General features: G+C 44.3%; 12 protein-coding genes. All 12 read left to right on the top strand.

The window, feature by feature from the left end:
- Positions 1 to 105: 105 nt before the first annotated feature.
- The 12 genes from B3C94_RS20540 to B3C94_RS20485 all read left to right on the top strand — a co-directional run bounded on the left by B3C94_RS20540 (position 106) and on the right by B3C94_RS20485 (position 20,225).
- Positions 106 to 4,182, top strand: coding sequence for a two-component regulator propeller domain-containing protein (locus tag B3C94_RS20540; protein ID WP_293907228.1), 4,077 nt, complete (start codon positions 106 to 108; stop codon positions 4,180 to 4,182).
- A gap of 187 nt (positions 4,183 to 4,369) precedes the next feature.
- Complete coding sequence (fsa, locus tag B3C94_RS20535) at positions 4,370 to 5,038, top strand: fructose-6-phosphate aldolase (protein WP_293907226.1); 669 nt, start codon at positions 4,370 to 4,372, stop codon at positions 5,036 to 5,038.
- Between the two features lie 7 nt (positions 5,039 to 5,045).
- The gene (locus B3C94_RS20530; RefSeq protein WP_293907224.1) at positions 5,046 to 5,906 is read left to right on the top strand and encodes a transketolase; all 861 of its coding nucleotides are present in this window, start codon (positions 5,046 to 5,048) and stop codon (positions 5,904 to 5,906) included.
- Positions 5,907 to 5,931: 25 nt separating this feature from the next.
- On the top strand, positions 5,932 to 6,894 hold the full coding sequence (locus B3C94_RS20525; RefSeq protein WP_293907222.1) for a transketolase family protein: 963 nt from the start codon (positions 5,932 to 5,934) through the stop codon (positions 6,892 to 6,894).
- Positions 6,895 to 6,962: 68 nt separating this feature from the next.
- Positions 6,963 to 7,811, top strand: coding sequence for an alpha/beta hydrolase (locus tag B3C94_RS20520; RefSeq protein WP_293907220.1), 849 nt, complete (start codon positions 6,963 to 6,965; stop codon positions 7,809 to 7,811).
- Positions 7,812 to 7,912: 101 nt separating this feature from the next.
- Entirely contained in the window at positions 7,913 to 10,387 is a 2,475-nt protein-coding gene (locus B3C94_RS20515) for a glycoside hydrolase family 95 protein (RefSeq protein WP_293907218.1), read from the top strand.
- Between the two features lie 23 nt (positions 10,388 to 10,410).
- Positions 10,411 to 11,970 (top strand): glycoside hydrolase 43 family protein, encoded by a 1,560-nt coding sequence (locus B3C94_RS20510; protein WP_293907216.1) that lies wholly within the window; start codon positions 10,411 to 10,413, stop codon positions 11,968 to 11,970.
- A 6-nt stretch (positions 11,971 to 11,976) separates the two neighbouring features.
- On the top strand, positions 11,977 to 13,353 hold the full coding sequence (locus B3C94_RS20505; RefSeq protein WP_293907214.1) for a glycoside hydrolase family 43 protein: 1,377 nt from the start codon (positions 11,977 to 11,979) through the stop codon (positions 13,351 to 13,353).
- Positions 13,354 to 13,364: 11 nt separating this feature from the next.
- The gene (locus B3C94_RS20500) at positions 13,365 to 15,269 is read left to right on the top strand and encodes a sialate O-acetylesterase (protein ID WP_293907212.1); all 1,905 of its coding nucleotides are present in this window, start codon (positions 13,365 to 13,367) and stop codon (positions 15,267 to 15,269) included.
- 119 nt (positions 15,270 to 15,388) lie between these two features.
- The gene (locus tag B3C94_RS20495; protein ID WP_293907210.1) at positions 15,389 to 17,452 is read left to right on the top strand and encodes a hypothetical protein; all 2,064 of its coding nucleotides are present in this window, start codon (positions 15,389 to 15,391) and stop codon (positions 17,450 to 17,452) included.
- A gap of 207 nt (positions 17,453 to 17,659) precedes the next feature.
- Positions 17,660 to 19,060 carry an MFS transporter gene (locus tag B3C94_RS20490; RefSeq protein ID WP_293907208.1) on the top strand — a complete coding sequence of 467 codons (1,401 nt, stop codon included), beginning with the start codon at positions 17,660 to 17,662 and terminating at the stop codon, positions 19,058 to 19,060.
- A gap of 13 nt (positions 19,061 to 19,073) precedes the next feature.
- Positions 19,074 to 20,225, top strand: coding sequence for an endo-1,4-beta-xylanase (locus B3C94_RS20485; RefSeq protein WP_293907206.1), 1,152 nt, complete (start codon positions 19,074 to 19,076; stop codon positions 20,223 to 20,225).
- Positions 20,226 to 20,229: the final 4 nt, after the last annotated feature.

The following is a 20,229-nucleotide window of genomic DNA, read 5'->3' as shown; positions in this document are numbered from 1 at the left end:
ATAGCGCATAAATTATGATCGAGGCTAGTTTGGAAGGGATTAATTTGATAATTTAGTTCACAGTTCACTTCAAATTTTTGTGGTGGAGCTTATTTACCTAAATATATGATACGCATTTTACTGGCATTAAGCTGGATGTTGCTGACGTTTTTTTCGTACGGGCAAAACCATCCTGTAACATTTCAGCGTTATTCTTCAAAAGATGGACTTTCCTCCAATACGATCTATTGTATCTATCGAGATAGCTATGGTTTTCTTTGGTTGGGCACAGAAGATGGACTGAACCGCTTCGATGGGCGTCGGTATAATGTCTATCGATATGATGCCAACCAAGAGAATAGTTTAATGGCCAATCATATTTCGGCTCTGTGTGAAGACAAGAAGGGAAGAATCTGGATTGGTACCAACGGCGGGGGATTGAGTTATTATGATCGTGAAGCAGACCGCATCCGTTCGTATAATCTTACACCTGATGGGAAATGGCTCAGTACCGCAATTAATGCTGTCGATACGGATGCCAATGGAAATATTTGGGTCGCTTCCTATGGTGCTTTATATATACTGGATGTCAATAATCTACAAAAGAAAATGGATCCAACCTATCGGCGTATTGTCGAAACTTTTGCCGGCAAAGTGACGAGCTGTGTATTTCGCGATCGGCAAAACAATATGTGGGTATCCTCAGAGAATGGAATATTCCGTCTCTCGGCAGACTTCAAAACAATAAAACGTTTTGAAGTCCTATCGGAACAGGAAGGATATGGGAACGGGATTGAAGTCAGCTCCATTGTTGAAGATGATAAGGGTCGGATCTGGATCGGGTCTATGCTGGGACTTAAATACCTCAATCCTGGCGATTCGGAGTTCAATAAGTTTATTGCGAAGCAGGGGAATGGGGCATTAAGCAGTCCCCGGATTTATACCTTGTGCCACAATCAAAAGCAGGATCTATGGATCGGAACGGACAATGGTTTGGATGTGCTTAATACCAATAATTTTACAGTTCGCACCTTTAAGCCTGATCCAAGTAATGTGCATAGTCTTTCTCACAAATCGATACGGTCTATTTTTGTAGATAATAGCGGAATTTACTGGATAGGTACTTTTCAGGGAGGGTTGAATAAATTCGACACCAATTTAAGTCAATTTAGATTAAAAAGTCTGGATTTTCTGGAAGGAATGACCGGCGATCCGGCCATAGTAACCTCGTTTGCGGCCTATCAAAATAAGATTTTTTTAGGCGTCGACGGTGGCGGTGTCTGGAAATACGACAGGGAGACTGATCGATTATCATCCGTCAGCCTTTCTGCCAATCTACCCAGAGATCTAACGGTGCTCACTTTGGAGAGAAAGCTCGATCAGCTTTGGATCGGGACCTATCAGCAAGGCGTCGTTTGTTATGACCTCGTTAACGGAAATCTAAAAAGGTACATTGTTGGCAATAAAGAAGATAATCTGAATAATAACGATATTTTCTGTTTAAAAGTCGACTTTAAGGGGAATACATGGGTTGGGACCAATGGAGGTGGTGTTAACATCATTCAAAAAGGGAGTGGAATTGTCAAGAAATATAAGCGGGATGATCATTTAGGCGATGGAATCCAGGTGCCAGGGAATTTTATACGGGCGCTGGCGGAAGATCGGGAACAGCACATGTGGATCGGTACTTATGGCTCGGGATTGGTGATGTATGATCCTTTGACAAAGCGCTCCAAAATTTTTGATAAGGCAAACAACAAGCTACCCAGCAATTATATATTAGCAATATATACTGATAAAAAAGGGAATTTATGGGTTGGAACCAATGGCAATGGGATAGGGTTGCTGCGAAAAGGGAAATTAGTTTTTGAGACACTTTCTGAGAAGGACGGACTGGCTAATGGCGCTATCCAGAGTATTGTCGAAGACGATAAGGGACGGATTTGGTTTTCAACGAACAAAGGCCTGAGCTGTTATTCTCCGGCACAAAATAAGTTTAAAAATTATTCGAATGCTGTAGGGTTGCAAGAGGGCGCTTTTATGCTCGGTGCCTCGCTAAAAACGAGCGATGGAGAAATCTACTTTGGTGGTCAGAAGGGTTTTAATCATTTTTATCCAGCTCATTTAAAAACAAACAGTAATCCTGCTAAGGTTGCACTAACTGATCTAAAAATTGATAATGTAATCATTCAATCGGCGGAGAAAGGTCCAATACAGCAGTCGTTGTTGACCGCTGATCGTATCGAACTAAAATATAAACAGAATTTTTCAATTTCTTTTGCTGCACTAAACCTCACTGTGCCGGAGGATAACCAATATGAGTACCGTCTTGTCGGCTTTGATAAGAACTGGATTCGCAACGGAAAAGAAAATAGTGTCTATTACACTAATCTGGATCCGGGAGATTATGTCTTTGAGGTACGTGCGAGTAACAACGACGGAATTTGGAACAAGGAAATCAAATCGATTGCTATACATGTTGCTCCACCGTTTTGGCGCACGATTTATGCTTATCTATTTTATGTGTTCGCAGCCGTGGGGGTACTTCTATGGATGAGACATCGTGGGATTGAAAAGCTAAAGCAAAAATTTGCGATTGAGCAGGAGCGTACCCAGGCGAAACAGCTCATTGAGCAACAAAAAAGAGATGCTGAGACCAAACATCAGTTGGATGCAATGAAAATCAGGTTTTTAACCAATTTAAGTCATGAATTCCGCACGCCAATCTCGCTGATTATGGGACCTATTGATGCGCTGATTGGGAAAAATAAAGATAGCAAACTTGCTGATCAGCTTAATTTGATCAGTCGTAATGCACGCCGGCTTTTAAATCTGGTCAATCAGTTGCTTGATTTTCGAAAGATGGAGTATCATGAACTCAAGCTGCAGGATGAAGATGGTGAATTGGTCTCTTTTGTGCAGGAGGTATACCGCTCGTTTCAGGACATGGCCTTGCAAAAAGGTATAGACTATTCTTTTTTCCCCTGTCAAGAAAAATTACATTGCCGTTTTGACCGCAATAAGGTGGAGCGCGTTTTATTTAATTTAATCTATAACGCCTTTAAGTTTACGAAAAAGGATGGGGATATCGCCGTAAGTATATCATCTGTGAGCGTGGTTGACAAAAAGCTGCATGTTTACCTCGAAGTACGAGATACCGGTATCGGGATTCCTGAGCAGTTACAGCAATCGATATTTGAGAGTTTCTTTCAGTATGATAATGATGGTAAGATGGCTAGCCAAGGTTCAGGTATTGGACTCTCGATCGCACAATCTTTTGTTCAGATGTATGATGGCGAAATCTCGGTGAGCAGTCAGCCTGCGAAAGGCAGTAGTTTTAAATTTGATTTGTGGTTAGACCAAGCTGAGCCGGTATACGACGGGATACCTGAACAGGAAGCTATCACGCTGGTGCAACCTGTGGAAGCTAGACAGAGCCCCTTGGTGCTGATTATCGAAGATGATGAAGACTTTAGGTATTATCTCAAAGAGTCCTTAAAAGAGCATTACCAGATTATTGAGGCGACCAATGGAAAAGATGGCTGGCAAAAGGCGCTTTTCCATCATCCCGACATTGTGGTGAGCGATGTACAGATGCCATACCTAAACGGGATGGAATTTTCGCAGAAACTTGCACAGGATAAACGGACGAAACACATTCCTGTGGTGTTGCTGACGGCTTCACAGGTCGATAATGGCCTTGTCTGTGGTCTAGAGTCCGGTGCCGTAGGCTACCTGACCAAGCCCTTTGATATGGATGTGCTGATTGCGAAGATAAATAGCTTGCTCCAGCTGAATCAAGCGTTTAAGGAAGTCTATAGCAAACAGGTTTCTATTTTACCTCCGGAATTGACGATCAACTCCGAAAAGGACAAATTTCTACAAAAAGTGTTGAATTATGTTCACGATAATATTGATAATCCTCAATTATCGGTGGAGGCTTTGAGTGCGCATACATCGATGAGTAGAGCCTCCTTATACAACAAGCTGCTGGAACTTACAGGCATGTCGCCGGTGGATTTTATTCGTTCAGTAAAACTGGAGAAAGCAGCGAACCTATTGGAAAAAAGTGATAAGTCTATTTCTGAAATCGCTTATGAAACGGGGTTCGCTAACCCGAATTACTTTACAAAAGTTTTCAAAGCTAAATATCAGATGACACCGAGTGAATATATTCAGCTGCAAAAAAGCACTTCGGTGTAAGGCGGTCTGTTGAATTGTTATTTAAAAAGATCATTTTGGATCTATTTTTCGGAAGGGTAATCTGTTTTAAACATTTTTACCCTTCTTTTTTTTATTTGTTGCAACCGTATCTTGTTGAAAGCTATAGTTTTGCTTTATAACCAATCGCTGGAAGTCTGGCGAATACTAAACTAATCAACTCAAAAAAATGAAATTTTTTATCGATACAGCAAGTCTCTCTGAGATTCGTATGGCTCAAAATCTAGGTGTCTTGGATGGGGTAACTACCAACCCTTCGCTGATGGCAAAAGAGGGGATCTCGGGCACGGCTCAAGTACATGCACATTATAGAGCAATATGTGCCATAGTTGATGGCGATGTAAGTGCAGAGGTCATTTCGACCGATTATCAAACAATGATTGAGGAGGGACTGCTCTTGGCGGCACTGGACAACAAGATTGTTGTGAAGGTCCCGATGACCGAAGATGGGATTAAAGCAATCAAATATTTTAGTACAAAACAAATTAAGACAAACTGTACCCTGGTCTTTTCCGCTGGTCAGGCCCTCTTGGCAGCTAAGGCGGGAGCAGCTTACGTATCTCCATTTGTCGGTCGCCTGGATGACATATCTGTTGATGGCCTGGCATTGATACGTGAAATACGTACGATCTACGATAATTATGCTTTTCCAACCCAGATTCTTGCGGCTTCGGTACGTCATAGTGCCCATATCCTGGGCTGTGCGAAGATCGGTGCTGATGTGATGACAGGACCGCTGCAGGCGATCTATTCTTTATTAAAACACCCGCTGACGGATAGTGGGCTGGCTCAGTTTTTAGCCGACCACAAACGTGTCGCTGCGCAAAACAACAATTGAGATGGTCATGACAAAACATAGTATCCATAATTTAGAAGCTATTGTGAAGCAGGTCCGAAGAGATATCGTCCGTATGGTGCATGGCTGCCAATCTGGACATCCTGGCGGATCCTTAGGCTGTACCGAATTGTTGGTTTGCCTGTATTTTGAATTGATGCAGCGAAAGGCGGAGTTCGATCTGAATGGAGGGGGCGAAGATCTGTTTTTTCTGTCCAATGGGCATATATCACCGGTATTTTATAGTGTATTGGCGCGGGCGAGTTATTTTCCAGTGGATGAACTTGCCACATTTAGGAAACTCAATTCACGGCTTCAGGGACATCCAGCCACGCATGAGGGGCTACCGGGGATACGCGTTGCTTCGGGATCCTTGGGGCAAGGCCTTTCTGTCGCTATTGGTGCTGCGCAGGCCAAAAAACTAAATCAGGATCATCACTTGGTGTATGTGCTGATGGGGGATGGCGAATTGCAGGAAGGTCAGGTATGGGAAGCGGCCATGTATGCTGCGCACAATGAAATGGACAACCTGATTGCTATTGTCGATTATAATGGAGCCCAGATCGATGGGGCGACCAACGATGTCCTCTCGCTGGGCGATTTACCACGCAAATGGATGGCATTCGGCTGGAAGGTTATTGAAATCATGCGCGGAAATGATATTGGATCTGTGATTTCAGGTTTTCGAAAAGCGCAAGCCTTGGCAGCAAACCGAGTGCCGGTGATGGTCCTGCTACATACCGAAATGGGGAATGGAGTTGATTTTATGATGGGGTCGCATAAGTGGCATGGCATAGCTCCTAGCGATGAACAGCTGTCCTCGGCTTTAAACCAAAATGCAGAAACATTAGGCGATTACATCGTCTCGTAAATAAGGAGATTTCGAACGAGATAACATGAAAAAATATACATATACAGCGTCCAAAGACACACGTTCTGGATTTGGTGCAGGTTTGCTGGAAGCAGGAAAGGAAAATGAAAATGTAGTTGCACTCTGTGCAGACCTTATCGGTTCCCTCAAAATGAATGATTTTATCAAGGCATTTCCAGAACGCTTTTTTCAGATCGGTATTGCCGAAGCAAATATGATGGGGATCGCGGCGGGCCTTACGATCGGTGGAAAAATACCTTTTACGGGTACCTTTGCCAATTTTTCTACGGGACGGGTCTACGATCAGATTAGACAGTCTATCGCCTATTCGGATAAGAATGTGAAGATCGCGGCTTCGCATGCAGGTCTGACTTTGGGCGAAGACGGAGCAACACATCAGATATTGGAAGATATCGGATTAATGAAAATGCTTCCGGGGATGACGGTTATCAATCCCTGCGATTATAATCAGACGAAAGCGGCTACGATTGCAGCTGCAAGGCACCAAGGACCAATTTACCTACGCTTTGGTCGTCCTGTAGTTCCGGTATTTACGCCAGAAGATCAGGAATTTGTGATCGGAAAAGCTGTGCTGCTCAATCCGGGTACTGCAGTGACTATTCTGGCGACGGGACATCTGGTCTGGGAGGCCATACGTGCAGGGGAAGAATTGGAAACATTGGGTATCGATGCCGAAATCATCAATATACACACCATCAAACCTCTGGACGAGAAAGCGATACTCCGTTCTGTTGCCAAAACAGGCTGTGTCGTTACGGCTGAAGAACACAACCGGATCGGCGGACTCGGAGATAGTGTGGCACAGCTGCTGGTCAAGCAAATGCCCACTCCACAGGAATATGTGGCTGTAGACGATAGCTTCGGTGAATCGGGGCCGCCAAGTGCACTGATGGATAAATATGGCCTAAACGCCGACGCTATTGTAGCAGCGGTATTACGGGTACTGAAAAGGAAAGTGATGGCTTAATTGAAATTGGGTTGTTAATAATAGGAATGCTTAACCTGATATTTATGTACTGTTAAACCAATTATAATATGAAAAAGATGATCTGCACGGCGCTGTGCGTTTTGTCCGTCAACCTGATCGCACAGGCACAACAGGTTGCACCCAAAGGATTTGATGTTGAGCAGCAACTGGCATCAACCGGGAAAATAGATTCTATAGTTTATCCATCAAAAACTGTAGGTGTATCTAGAAAAGCGGTCATATATACACCACCGGGATATAATACGACAAAGAAATATCCTGTGCTTTATCTGTTGCATGGAATTGGAGGAGATGAGCGAGAATGGTTGAGACATGGAAATCCCCAGGTTATTTTTGATAACCTCTATGCGCAAGGAAAAATGGAACCTATGCTGGTTATTATGCCCAATGGCCGTGCCATGACAGATGACCGCGCCGGTGGAAATGTCATGGCTCCGGATCGGGTCGCTGCATTTTCAACTTTTGAAAAAGATCTCCTCGATGATCTGATCCCTTATGTAGAATCTAGATTCTCCGTCAAAAAGGACCGCGAACACCGGGCAATTTTTGGATTGTCCATGGGTGGGGGGCAGGCCCTGAATTTCGGACTTGGCCATATCGACACGTTTGCTTGGGTCGGTGGTTTTTCTTCGGCACCTAACACGAAGTTACCGCAGGAATTGCTACCTGTTCCGAAAGAAGCTAAAGACAGGCTCAAGCTGCTGTGGATCTCCTGTGGCGACCAGGATGGCTTGCTCAATATCAGTAAGCGGACCCATGATTATTTGCTGGAGCATCAGGTTCCGCATGTATATTATTTAGAACCGGGAGGACATGATTTCAATGTATGGAGAAATGACCTCTATAATGTCTCCCAGTTGTTGTTTAAGGGAACAAAAAGTAAGGAAGTGAAATAGTGTCCGGCTACGATATAAATCAGAAGATTCCTGTTCGGCACGCTGGATCGGTAGATCTCAATAGGGGATGGAATACCTGAAAAAATAATTCGAAACAGTAGATGATGCAAGTAAGAGAAATGATCGGAAAATTTATTTTTAAATGTGTTGGTGTACTGTTCGTGATGTTATCACTGAACAGTACATTTGCCCAGAAACGATCGGCATTAACGATGTGGTATGATCGTCCTGCCGATGCTAAGGTATGGGAGCAAGCCCTGCCGCTCGGTAATGGAAGGTTGGGAGCTATGGTTTACGGAATTCCAGCTGTTGAGAGAATACAACTCAATGAAGAAACAATTTGGGCCGGAGGACCTTATCGAAATGATAATAAGAAGGGCGGGGCGGCATTGCAAACCATTCAGAATTATATATTCGATGGAAAATCTGCTGAAGCTGACCGGCTGGCCAATGAAACTTTTTTCACTAAGACACATGGGATGCCTTATCAGACAGCGGGTGACCTTCTGCTCCAATTTCGGGGTCATGAACAGTTTCAGGATTATTATCGTGAACTGGATCTTGAACGGGCAATCTCCTTGTCACGCTATCAAGTTGATGGGGTGACTTTTACCAGAGAAGTTTTTACTTCATTTGCCGACGATGTGATTATCATGCAGATTACATCAAGCAAGAAGGGAGCGCTCAACGGTACATTGACCTATGAAAATGAAGCGAGGCATCGTATTTTTAAAAAGGGGCAAAATCTTATTTTAGCGGGTAGGGGGACGGATCATGAGGGGATAAACGGACAGGTTGTCTACCAAATTCATACAGGCTTACAGCATACAGATGGTAATATTGTCGTAAGGGACTCGACGATCGATATACAGCAAGCGAGCAGCATTCGTATCTATATTTCAATTGCGAGCAATTTCCAGAATTATAAACAATTGGGAGCTGATCCTTATACGCTGGCGGCAGAACGGCTGCAAAAGGCCATGGGCAAGGATTATCAGCTCGCTTTGCGGCAACATACGGTCGCTTATCATAAACAATTTAGTCGTTTTCAACTCCATTTGGGGAGCGATAGCAGCGAACAGCTGGAGCCCATACCATCGCGTATTGCAAATTTTGCCCGTACACAGGATCCGGCACTTGTGACACTGTTGGCTCAGTTTGGACGCTATTTGCTTATCTGCTCTTCGCAGCCGGGTGGTCAGCCGGCCAATCTTCAAGGCATCTGGAACAGGTCCATGCAACCTGCATGGGACAGTAAATATACAATCAATATAAATACCGAGATGAATTACTGGCCAGCTGAGGTCACTAATCTTTCCAGTACGCATGCACCATTATTTTCCATGATCAAAGAGCTCAGTGAAAGTGGAGCAGAAACAGCGAAGAGCATGTACAATGCACGGGGCTGGGTGGCTCATCACAATACAGATATCTGGCGTGTGACCAGTCCGATTGATTTTGCGGCTGCCGGAATGTGGCCCAGTGGGGGGCTATGGTTGTCTCAGCATCTGTGGGAGCATTATCTTTTTACGGGCGATAAGATGTTTTTAAGGCAATATTACCCTGTTATGAAGGGGGCTTGTGATTTTCTCTTGTCCACGCTGATAACGCATCGCGGTTATCCTGCGGAAAAATGGCTTGTATTAAGCCCTTCCATTTCGCCAGAACAGGGGCCGCTCGCTGCAGGAGTAACGATGGATAATCAGCTCTGCTATGCTATGTTGACCCGTACGGCCTCAGCCGCAGAAGCGCTGGGGATCGATTCCATCTATAAAGATACACTGCTGGCTACGGCGCGGCGTATTCCACCGATGCATATCGGAAAATATAATCAGCTACAAGAATGGCTGGAGGATGTCGATGACCCTCAAAATCAACATCGGCATGTATCACATTTATATGGATTATTTCCCGGAAATCAGATCTCGCCTTTCCGCACGCCTGAACTGTTTGAAGCGGCGCGTAATTCATTGGTCTATCGGGGAGATTTTGCCACAGGATGGTCAATCGGATGGAAAATAAATTTATGGGCGCGTCTACTGGATGGAAACCATGCTTACGAGATTATAAAAAAAATGCTGACAGTCTCCGATGAAAATCATCCTGATGGACGTACCTATCCAAACCTGTTTACTGCACATCCACCATTTCAGATCGATGGTAATTTTGGCCTAACTGCGGGTATCGCCGAAATGCTGATTCAAAGCCACGATGGAGCTGTGCATCTGCTGCCGGCTATTCCGGAGCTGTGGAAAGAGGGATGGGTAAAAGGAATAAAAACGCGCGGTGGGTTTGAAATTGACCTGCAGTGGAAAAAAGGAAAGGTAAAGGAGCTTCAGGTATTTTCGGCATTAGGGGGCAATTTGCGCTTGCGTACAAGATTCCCATTAAAAGGCCCTGGGCTCCAGGTCGCAAAAGGGAATCAGACAAACCCTCTTTTAAATCCAATACAAATACCAGGGCCTATTCAGTCGGCAGATTCACATTTGAAAGGAATTGAATTGCCAAGTGTTTATGAATACGATGTGCTGACCTTGCCGGGGAAGAACTACACGTTTAGGGAGCAACTGAATTAATGCAATTAATTAATCCTGTCAATATGTTAAGAATGAAAATCAGCGCTTTGGTGTTCTGCTTGATGAACCTGTTTTTTTGGGCAACAGCGCAACAGGCCCATAATCCAATCATCTTTGCCGATGTACCCGATATGTCCATGATACGTGTCGGTGATACCTACTATATGAGCAGTACCACGATGCATATGAGTCCCGGTGTTCCGATTATGAAATCCAAAGATCTGGTCAATTGGACCTTGGTCAACTACGCGTACGATCGCCTTGGAGATCAGGATGAACTTCAATTGTCAGACAAAAAAAATGCCTATGGACATGGTTCTTGGGCGAGCAGTTTACGTTTTCATGAGGGGCAGTACTTTGTGAGCACATTTTCTGCCAACACTGGGAAAACACATATCTATCGCACACGTGATATTGAGCATGGACCTTGGGTTTCAACCGAATTTAGACCGATGATGCATGATCACAGCTTATTCTTTGACCAAGGGAAAATCTATATGATCTGGGGTGGAGGCCGGATCAATATGGCTGAATTATTACCAGATTTTTCAGGGATAAAGGCGGAGACACAACGTGTTTTGATAGACGATGCCTCCTTACCCGCCAAGCCTAAAGAGGGCAAAGGTGGTTTACCGGCAGAGGGATCCCAGCTATTTAAGATCAATGGCATGTATTATCTTTTTAATATTTCATGGCCAGCAGGAGGAATGCGCACCGTGATTGTGCATCGGGCGAGTCAACTAGAAGGTCCCTATGAAGGTAAAGTGGGGCTACAGGATCAGGGTGTGGCGCAAGGTGGTCTGATCGATATGCCGGGTGGACAGTGGTATGCGTACCTTTTTCAGGATTACGGTGCAGTAGGCCGAATTCCGTTTTTGGTTCCCGTCAAATGGGAAGATGGGTGGCCTATACTTGGTCTTGACGGAAAAGTCCCAGCTACATTGGATCTTCCTGCAAATAAAAGTTTAAGTCCCGGAATCGTTAATTCGGATAATTTTGACAGGAAAGCTGGTCAGGCAGCTCTCCCTTTGGTATGGCAATGGAACCATAACCCAGACTCCAGCCTATGGTCGGTGACCGAACGCAGCGGTTTTCTGAGACTGCGTACCGGCGAGCGTACCGATGATTTTCTGGCCGCCAGAAATACATTGACGCAACGTACCACGGGACCAAAATGCAGCGCTTCTATCGCTCTTGAGGTTTCTAAAATGAAAGATGGTGATTTTGCGGGCCTATCGCTGCTGCAGAAAAATTATGGATTAGTGGGAATTCGTATGGAAGGAAATACCAGATCATTGGTTATGCTCAATGCAGCAACAGGTGTACCGCGAGAACTGGCTAGGATCGGTGTCAAACAGACGCGTGTATATCTCAAAGCGAGCTGCGATTTTACCGACAGAAGGGACAGGGCTCAATTTTTTTATAGTATGGATGGACAGCATTGGAATACAATTGGTGATGAGCTGGCAATGAGCTATACGATACCTCATTTTATGGGGTATCGGTTCGGAATTTTTAATTATGCGAGCAAAGCAGCCGGCGGCTATGTAGATGTTGATTACTTCCATTTGACCACAAATTAAGATGATATGAGAAAACAATTTTTTACACGATTACAGTTTGGGCTTCTGATGATGTTCGTGGTCACGATAAATGTATTAAGGGCGCAGAATCCGATTGTACAGACGTCCTATACTGCAGATCCGGCACCATTGGTGTATAACAACCGTCTTTATCTTTATACCACGCAGGATGAAGAGGAATCCACCTGGTTTAATATGAACAATTGGCGTGTATATTCAACCAATGATATGGTGAACTGGACCGATCACGGCGCAATTCTCTCTTACACTGATTTTGAATGGGCAAAAGGTGATGCCTGGGCGGCACAATGTGTTGAAAGAAACGGCAAATTTTATTTGTATGTGCCTGTGATTTCTAAGCTGAACAATCGTGGTGCAATCGGTGTTGCTGTGGGCGATAGTCCACTGGGGCCATTTCATGATCCTTTGGGAAAGCCGTTGCTGCAGAGTGAATGGGGCGATATCGACCCTACAGTATTTGTTGATGACGATGGTCAGGCCCATATGTATTGGGGTAATCCGAAGCTGAAATATGTCAAGCTGAATGAGGATATGATCTCCTATACAGGTGATATCGTTGAGGTTCCGATGACGGCGGCATCGTTTGGAAAAAGAGAGGGCGACCCTAAACGTCCTTCTAATTATGAGGAGGGCCCCTGGTTGTACAAAAGAAACAGTTTGTATTATCTTTTCTGGCCGGGAGGTCCTCTTCCGGAATTTATTGGGTATTCGACGAGTAAAAAAGCAGAGGGTCCCTGGAAGTATGGTGGGGTGCTGATGCCGGCTGAAGGAAAAGCATTTACAAATCATCCCGGTGTTGTGGATTTTAAAGGGAAAAGTTATTTCTTTTACCATAATGGTGCATTGCCCGGAGGGGGAGGTTTCACGCGTTCGGTCGCTGTTCAGGAATTGAATTTTCATCCGGACGGCAGTATCCCGCCGATAAAAATGACTGCCGGAATTACGAATGCACTTGCGACAGTGAACCCCTACGCGCTTAATCAGGCCGAAATGATTGCCTGGTCTGAGCATGTTAAATCCTATCAAAACAAAAAAGTAGGTGTTTTTATTAAAGCGAAGAAAGACGGCGCCTATATCGTTGTGAAAAACGTTGACTTTGGTGAGAAAGGAGCCCGCAATTTTTTTGCCCGGGTAGGAACGACACATCATGGCGGTGTCAGTATGGAGGTGCGATCGGGGGCTACAGACGGGCCTTTATTAGCCACCATACAGGTTCCTATGACAGGAGGCGATGATAGATGGACTACCGTAGAGACTATTCTGCCGGATAGTGTAAAAGGGATACACGATCTATACTTTGTCTTTAAAGGCAAGGCTCCATCCAATATCCTGTTTTTCGATTGTTGGAAATTTGGACGGTAAGGTGGCAGCATATGGCTTTTAGATTTAAAAAATTCTTTTGTCTTTCCTCTTTTTTCTGTCATCTGACACTGATTTTTGTTTTGCTTTTTTGCGGGCTAACGAGTGTTGCCCGTGTACGGCTCCCCGCAATTATGGGGGACCAAATGGTGCTGCAACGGGATGTCGATCTCAACATCTGGGGATGGGCAACGAAAGGTGAGAAGGTTACGCTGCGGTTTAGGGGGGCATATTATTACACCGAAGGGGGAGAGGATGGCAAGTGGCATGTGCGGATCCCGCCACAACGTTATGGTGGCCCCTATATGATGGAGATCAATGATATGGTCATTCGGGATGTGTTAATCGGCGATGTCTGGCTCTGTTCGGGCCAGTCTAATATGGAAACGCCAATTAAGCGACTCGTCGAACGTTTTCCTGAAATCAATGAATCTAATCATCATATGATCCGCTATTTCAAGGTTCCGACGCAAAATAGTCTGACCGATGTAAAGGAAGATATACCACCCGTTGAACGATGGCATTCGGGGATTGCCTCTGATGTCATGAACTGGACTGCACTGGCTTATTTTTATGCATTGGAGTCTTATCAGCATAATGGGATCCCTGTCGGGATGATCGTATCTAGCCTGGGGGGATCGGGGATAACGCATTGGATCGATCAGAAATATTTGAAAAAATTTCCTGAGTTGCTGATCGATCGGCATGCGATCGATAGCCTTCGGTTGGCCGAAAGAGATCGGGGAGCGGATTTGTGGACTGAAGAACACTATAACGATTCAAATTGGCCCATAGTGCAAGTGCCCGAGTACTGGAGCAGACCACAGCAGACCCATAGAGGGGTCAGTTATTTTAGGCGGAGTTTTGTTGTTCCGGCAGCTAAGGAAGGACGGCACGCTAAGTTATATCTGGGGACTTTGGCCGATAGCGACTCGGTGTATGTCAATGGTCATTTTGTCGGTTCTACATCCTATCGATATCCGCCGCGGATTTACGATATACCTGCAGGTGTGCTACACGCAGGAAATAATAATTTAACCGTCCGTCTGCGAACGGATGGACGAGATGGCGGGTTTACGCCGGATAAATCCTATAAAATCAAGCTGGATGATGTGCGTATTGATCTGGTAGGCGAATGGCATTGGCAAATTGCGCTTGACCAGGATAAAATTGATGGGTATAAAAACCGTCTTCGGCATATGAACCAGGTTGGTTCGGGCTTGTATAATGGAATGATCCATCCTTTGCGCGACTACGGATTAAAAGGTGTGCTCTGGTACCAAGGGGAAGCAAATACCGCCGATCCTACACATTACCGGGATTATCTTACTTCGTTGGTTAGCAGTTGGCGTGTGCATTTTGGTCAGCCACAGCTTCCTTTTTTGCTAGTGCAGCTGCCCAACTTTATGGCCAAAGATACGGTGCCGGGGGAATCGAATTGGGCCCGAATCAGGGAAGCTCAATTTCAGGCGAGCAAGGAGATCCCTTTCACCGCATTGGCGGTAACTTATGATGTAGGGGAGTGGAACGATATACACCCGCTAAATAAAAAAGACATGGCAAAGCGATTATTTCTATGTGCGCGTAAGATGCTGTATGGCGAAGATGTCGTCGCCTCCGGACCGCAGTATCAGCGTATGCGGGTGGAGGGCGATCAGGTTGTCATTTCCTTTGAGCAGACCGGAAAAGGACTGGCTATCGGTCATGGTAAAAAACTGCAGCACTTTGCAATTGCCGGTTCGGATCGCAAATTCCTATGGGCGAATGCAGTGATACGGGGAAATGAAGTGGTGGTGAGCCATCCAAACCTCAGCGATCCCAAGGCGGTGCGCTACGCTTGGAGCAATAATCCCGAAGATGCAAATCTAATCAATAAGGAGGGATTGTTAGCTGTGCCATTTCGTACCGATAACTGGTAGCATAAAGTAATTTGAGTTAAGGAAAGTCAATTGAACATATCATATAATTCAGCAATAATTTAAGTAATTAATTTAATCAGTTTATGAAGGGACTAAATATTGTCTTAAAAAAACGGACAATGGTATTTTTATTATCCGTTACGGGAATTTTATCAGCAACAAGCGTGTTAGGACAGCAGCAAAATATCCTGAAGGATTACAGTAAAGGTTATGTACACCAATCCATTGGTAATCCTTACCTACCGCTTTGGGAGCATCTTCCTGATGGTGAACCCCGTGTTTTTGAAGATCCCGACCAGCCAGGTAAATATCGTGCTTATATCATTGGCTCCCATGATTTACGTTTTAGCAGTTATTGTGGCCCTGATATCAGAATGTGGTCTGCACCGATTGAAAATTTATCGAGTTGGCGCGATGAGGGGGCTATTTTTACCTATCCGATCGATGGAAAATGGGATGTGATGTATGCTCCAGATCTGGTAGAGGTGAAACGCAAAGATGGGAAAAAAGAATACTACCTGTTTCCACACAGCAGGGGCGATAAACGGGAGGCAATGGTTGTGAAAGGCGATCGGCCGAACGGTCCATTTAAACCCATAAATCTCACCGAAGATGGCAAGCGTACCCTGCCTGGAAGTATCCTTGGATTTGATCCTGCGGTTTACATTGAATATGTTACGGATCCGAAAGATCCTGATTTTGAAATCGGATTCCGTGCATACGGTTTCTGGGGTTTTCAACGCTCCATGGCGGCACAATTAGATCAGAAAACGATGTATTCGCTGCGGCCCGGTACGGAAATTATCAATTATTTATTGCCGGCAAGTGCACGGTATGGTGAATTACGTGATCCCAAAGGTACTTTATACCCTAATATTTTTGAGGGGGAGGATTTAGGAACATTCAATTTCTTTGAAGCGTCATCAATCCGTAAAGTAGGGAACAAGTATGTTTCGGTATATAGTGGTTATTCAGGTCCGGAATATGGAGTAGGTAGCTCAAATTCAACCCTGCGTTATGCTGTAGCAGATTCGCCACTAGGGCCATGGAAGAGTGGCGGTGTCTTGGTCGATTCGCGTGCGCCGGTATTAAATAAGGACGGTTCGGGCATTGAAACCAGCAATGCGGGTCATAATACCCATGGCAGTATCGAACTGATCAATGGCCAATGGTATGTATTTTACCATAGGCCACCACGTGGATTTGGTTTTGCACGTCAGGCTGTGGTCGAACCAATCAAAGTTTCGTGGGATGAAAAAAGCGTAAAGGAAGGCGGAATGGTTTCTATCCGGGCTTTTGATCCTTTTCAGGAAAATTTGACGATCAAAGATAAGCAGGGAAAAGAATATAAAGGTGCTGAGGTAACATCGGAGGGATTTCATTTTTATGGATTGGATCCTTATCAGTATTATTCGGCTGGATATGCCTGTTATCTTTCAGATATCAGTCTGCAGCAGGATTCATGGGATGTATGGGACAACCATATGCCTGTGACAAATATGAAAAATGGAAATATTGCTGGTTTTAAATATTTTGGATTTGGTGGCCTGAAAGAGGATAAGTTTGGTTTGAAGGCGTTTAAGGGGACGGAAAAAGGGAACCTCACAGCTTTTAATCTATTTATTGCTCCAAAAACACAAACTTCATTTAAAGTCAATGTTTGGCTGGATGGCCCTTGGGATAACGATACCTGGAAAGGGAAACGGATTGCTCAGATAACTGTGCCAGCCAATACTGCGGCGACAGTAAAGCAATTTACGGTAGATGTTTCTCGCTACGTCGATCAACTGGATGGCAAACATGCTTTGTTTCTGGTCGCCGAAGGTGAAGAAGGCAAGCCCCTTTTTGATTTTATAGGACTGGGATTTAGTTCGAAAGACAAAAAAATTGAACGTCCGGTACCACCTTCGGTCACGATTACCGTGAATGGCAAAAAACTAGTGTTGCCTTCGATTCCTGTGAGATCTACCGACGAGAACGGTATTGTTGGTTACAACCATTATGAAGTTGCTTTTCCAATGGAAGCCAAGGACAAGAAGATTCCTGTAGTGAAGGCTCTGGCAAATAACCCTGAAGTTGAAATCAAGGTTAAACAAGCCCATTCGTTGACCGATTTCGCACAGGTCGATTGTGTTTACAAAGGGCAAACGAAAAGCTATATGGTGAAATATGTAGCGAATTGATCCAATTAAGAGATCGGGGGCTTCTGTAGTGTTGGGGAAGGGAATCCAGTAGGGTTCCCTTTTTCTATGGTAATTTCTTTTATAGGAAGTCTTTTTAAACATTTTTATTGGAATATAAAACATTTGTATCGGGTGCCGGCTAAAGTGGACTTGTAGTTTTACTGCTGTAATTCAACTAATCGAATAACCAATTGTATGGACCAAAGTATGACAGAGGTAAAGTCTTTAAAAGGCTTTTACAAACTTTCAATGAAACAGCGTGTGGGATTTGGTGCTGGCGATCTCGCACAGAACCTTATTTATCAGACTGTTTCAATGTATCTATTGATTTTCTACACCAATGTTTATGGAATTTCCGCTGCCTCGGCGGGAGTGATGTTCCTTATTGTTCGCGTTGTTGATGTCTTGTGGGATCCCATGGTAGGGGCATTTGTCGATAAGCGGAATCCGCGGATGGGGAAGTATAGATCCTATCTCATTTTGGGGGGGATTCCCTTGACAGGCTTTGCTATTCTGTGCTTTTGGAATGGCTTTTCGGGATCTCTAACCTATGCGTATATCACGTATGTTGGCCTATCCATGTTGTATACACTGATTAATGTTCCTTATGGTGCTTTAAATGCTTCCCTGACGAGGGATACAAATGAGGTGACAAAACTAACTTCCACACGGATGTTTATGGCTAATGTGGGGGGGCTGGCTGTCGGATACGGGGTGCCCCTTGTGGTAAAATATTTTTCAGCAGATGGCAAGATTAATTCGAAGGATTCGGCAGAAGCCTGGTTCACGACGATGCTAATTTATGCGCTAACCGGATTAGTTCTTTTATTTTTTTGTTTTTCACAAACAAAGGAACGTGTTATTATGGACGAGAAGGATACAGATAATGTTCGGGTGTCTGATCTCTGGCAGGAGTTTAAGTATAACAGGCCCTTGCGTATTTTGGCATTTTTCTTCATTACCGCATTTGCGATGATGGCTATCGGTAATTCGGCCGGATCCTACTACATGATCTACAATGTAAATGCGCCGGATATGTTGCCTTATTTTATGGCACTGGGATCATTGCCTGCGTTTATTTTTATGCCACTGGTTCCGGCTATCAAACGTGCAATAGGCAAAAAGCAAATGTTCTATGTTTTTTTGGGTATTGCAATCCTTGGCATGCTGATGTTATACGTTATTTCATCCAACGATAACCTGAAGGGAAATATCGGACTGGTGTTGGGTGCTCAGTTTATTAAATCAACCGGTGTGATCGTTGCCACTGGTTATATGTGGGCCCTGGTGCCTGAGGTCATATCCTACGGTGAATATAAAACCGGTAAACGTATCTCTGGTATCGTCAATGCGCTGACCGGTATTTTTTACAAAGCAGGGATGGCACTAGGCGGAGTTGTTCCGGGTTTGGTACTGGCTTATGTAGAATTTGATAAAGATAATGCAACAACACAATCTCCTATGGCTGAAAAAGGAATTCTATGGTTGGTGGCCGTTATTCCTGCCATACTTTTGGTGTTGGCCATGTATGTTATTTCCAAATACGAACTGGATGATGTGACCATCGATAAAATCAATCGGGATATTGAATCCAGATCCATTTATTAATCAAAAATAGACCATGAAAATATTAAAAACTATGACGACGGCCGTAACGGCTTTATTGATCGCTACTTCTGCTTCAGCAGCTATTCAAAGCGCTAAACAAGCAACGGATTCGGTGATCTTGAAAGATGCTTTTGAAAATAAATTTTTTATAGGAACGGCCCTAAATCTTGATCAGATCTGGGAGCGGGATTCGAAGGCTGTTGCTGTGGTGAAAACACAGTTTAACTCCATCGTTGCCGAAAATTGTATGAAAAGTATGTTTTTGCAGCCGCAGGAGGGCGTATTCAATTTTAAGGATGCAGATCGTTTTGTTGCGTTTGGTGAAAAAAATAAGATGCAGATTATCGGTCATACACTGATTTGGCATTCGCAGACTCCGGCCTGGTTTTTTGTTGATAAAAATGGTAAAGATGTCTCTCGTGAGGTCCTTATCGCAAGGATGAAGAAGCATATACAGACCGTTGTATCCCGTTATAAAGGCCGGGTGTTCGGGTGGGATGTGGTGAATGAGGCGATATTGGATAATGGTGAATGGCGTAAAAGCAAATTCTATCAGATTATTGGATCTCAATTTATTGAATTGGCTTTCAAATTTGCCCATGAGGCAGACCCTAAAGCTGAATTATATTATAATGATTATTCAACAGCCATTCCTGCAAAAAGGAATGGAATTATAGCTATGGTCCGGCAGGTAAAGGCTGCGGGTGGTCATGTCAGTGGCCTTGGTATGCAGGAGCATAATGGACTGGACAATCCATCAATCAGCGAAGTTGAAAAAACCATCCTTGGATTTGCAGGTCTTGGTGTGAAGGTAATGGTTACTGAAATGGATATTTCGGTTCTCCCGCATGTACGTCCTGATATGGGGGCAGAAATTGGGGAACGCCACGCGTACAGTAAAGAAATGAATCCTTATGAAGAAGGTCTGCCTGCCGAGAAAATGGAAGAGCTTGGGAAGAGGTATGTTGACTTTTTTAGCTTGTATCTCAAACATCATGATAAAATATCCCGTGTGACTTTGTGGGGTGTCGGCGATGGGGATTCATGGAAGAATGGCTGGCCTATTCCCGGACGTACAGATTATCCCTTACTATTCGACCGGAATTATCAACCTAAACCATTTGTGAAGGATATTATTGCATTGACTCAAAAAAAAAAGAAATAAGAAA

The organism is Sphingobacterium sp. UBA5670, assembly GCF_002420705.1.
GTDB lineage: Bacteria > Bacteroidota > Bacteroidia > Sphingobacteriales > Sphingobacteriaceae > Sphingobacterium.
This window is presented reverse-complemented; position numbering and strand designations above follow the sequence as displayed.

Bases quoted from the DNA above. Each gene is read 5' to 3' on its own strand.
- B3C94_RS20540 (WP_293907228.1), top strand. From the start codon at position 106: ATGATACGCATTTTACTGGCATTAAGCTGGATGTTGCTGACGTTTTTT.
- fsa (WP_293907226.1), top strand. From the start codon at position 4,370: ATGAAATTTTTTATCGATACAGCAAGTCTCTCTGAGATTCGTATGGCT.
- B3C94_RS20530 (WP_293907224.1), top strand. From the start codon at position 5,046: ATGACAAAACATAGTATCCATAATTTAGAAGCTATTGTGAAGCAGGTC.
- B3C94_RS20525 (WP_293907222.1), top strand. From the start codon at position 5,932: ATGAAAAAATATACATATACAGCGTCCAAAGACACACGTTCTGGATTT.
- B3C94_RS20520 (WP_293907220.1), top strand. From the start codon at position 6,963: ATGAAAAAGATGATCTGCACGGCGCTGTGCGTTTTGTCCGTCAACCTG.
- B3C94_RS20515 (WP_293907218.1), top strand. From the start codon at position 7,913: ATGATGCAAGTAAGAGAAATGATCGGAAAATTTATTTTTAAATGTGTT.
- B3C94_RS20510 (WP_293907216.1), top strand. From the start codon at position 10,411: ATGTTAAGAATGAAAATCAGCGCTTTGGTGTTCTGCTTGATGAACCTG.
- B3C94_RS20505 (WP_293907214.1), top strand. From the start codon at position 11,977: ATGAGAAAACAATTTTTTACACGATTACAGTTTGGGCTTCTGATGATG.
- B3C94_RS20500 (WP_293907212.1), top strand. From the start codon at position 13,365: ATGGCTTTTAGATTTAAAAAATTCTTTTGTCTTTCCTCTTTTTTCTGT.
- B3C94_RS20495 (WP_293907210.1), top strand. From the start codon at position 15,389: ATGGTATTTTTATTATCCGTTACGGGAATTTTATCAGCAACAAGCGTG.
- B3C94_RS20490 (WP_293907208.1), top strand. From the start codon at position 17,660: ATGACAGAGGTAAAGTCTTTAAAAGGCTTTTACAAACTTTCAATGAAA.
- B3C94_RS20485 (WP_293907206.1), top strand. From the start codon at position 19,074: ATGAAAATATTAAAAACTATGACGACGGCCGTAACGGCTTTATTGATC.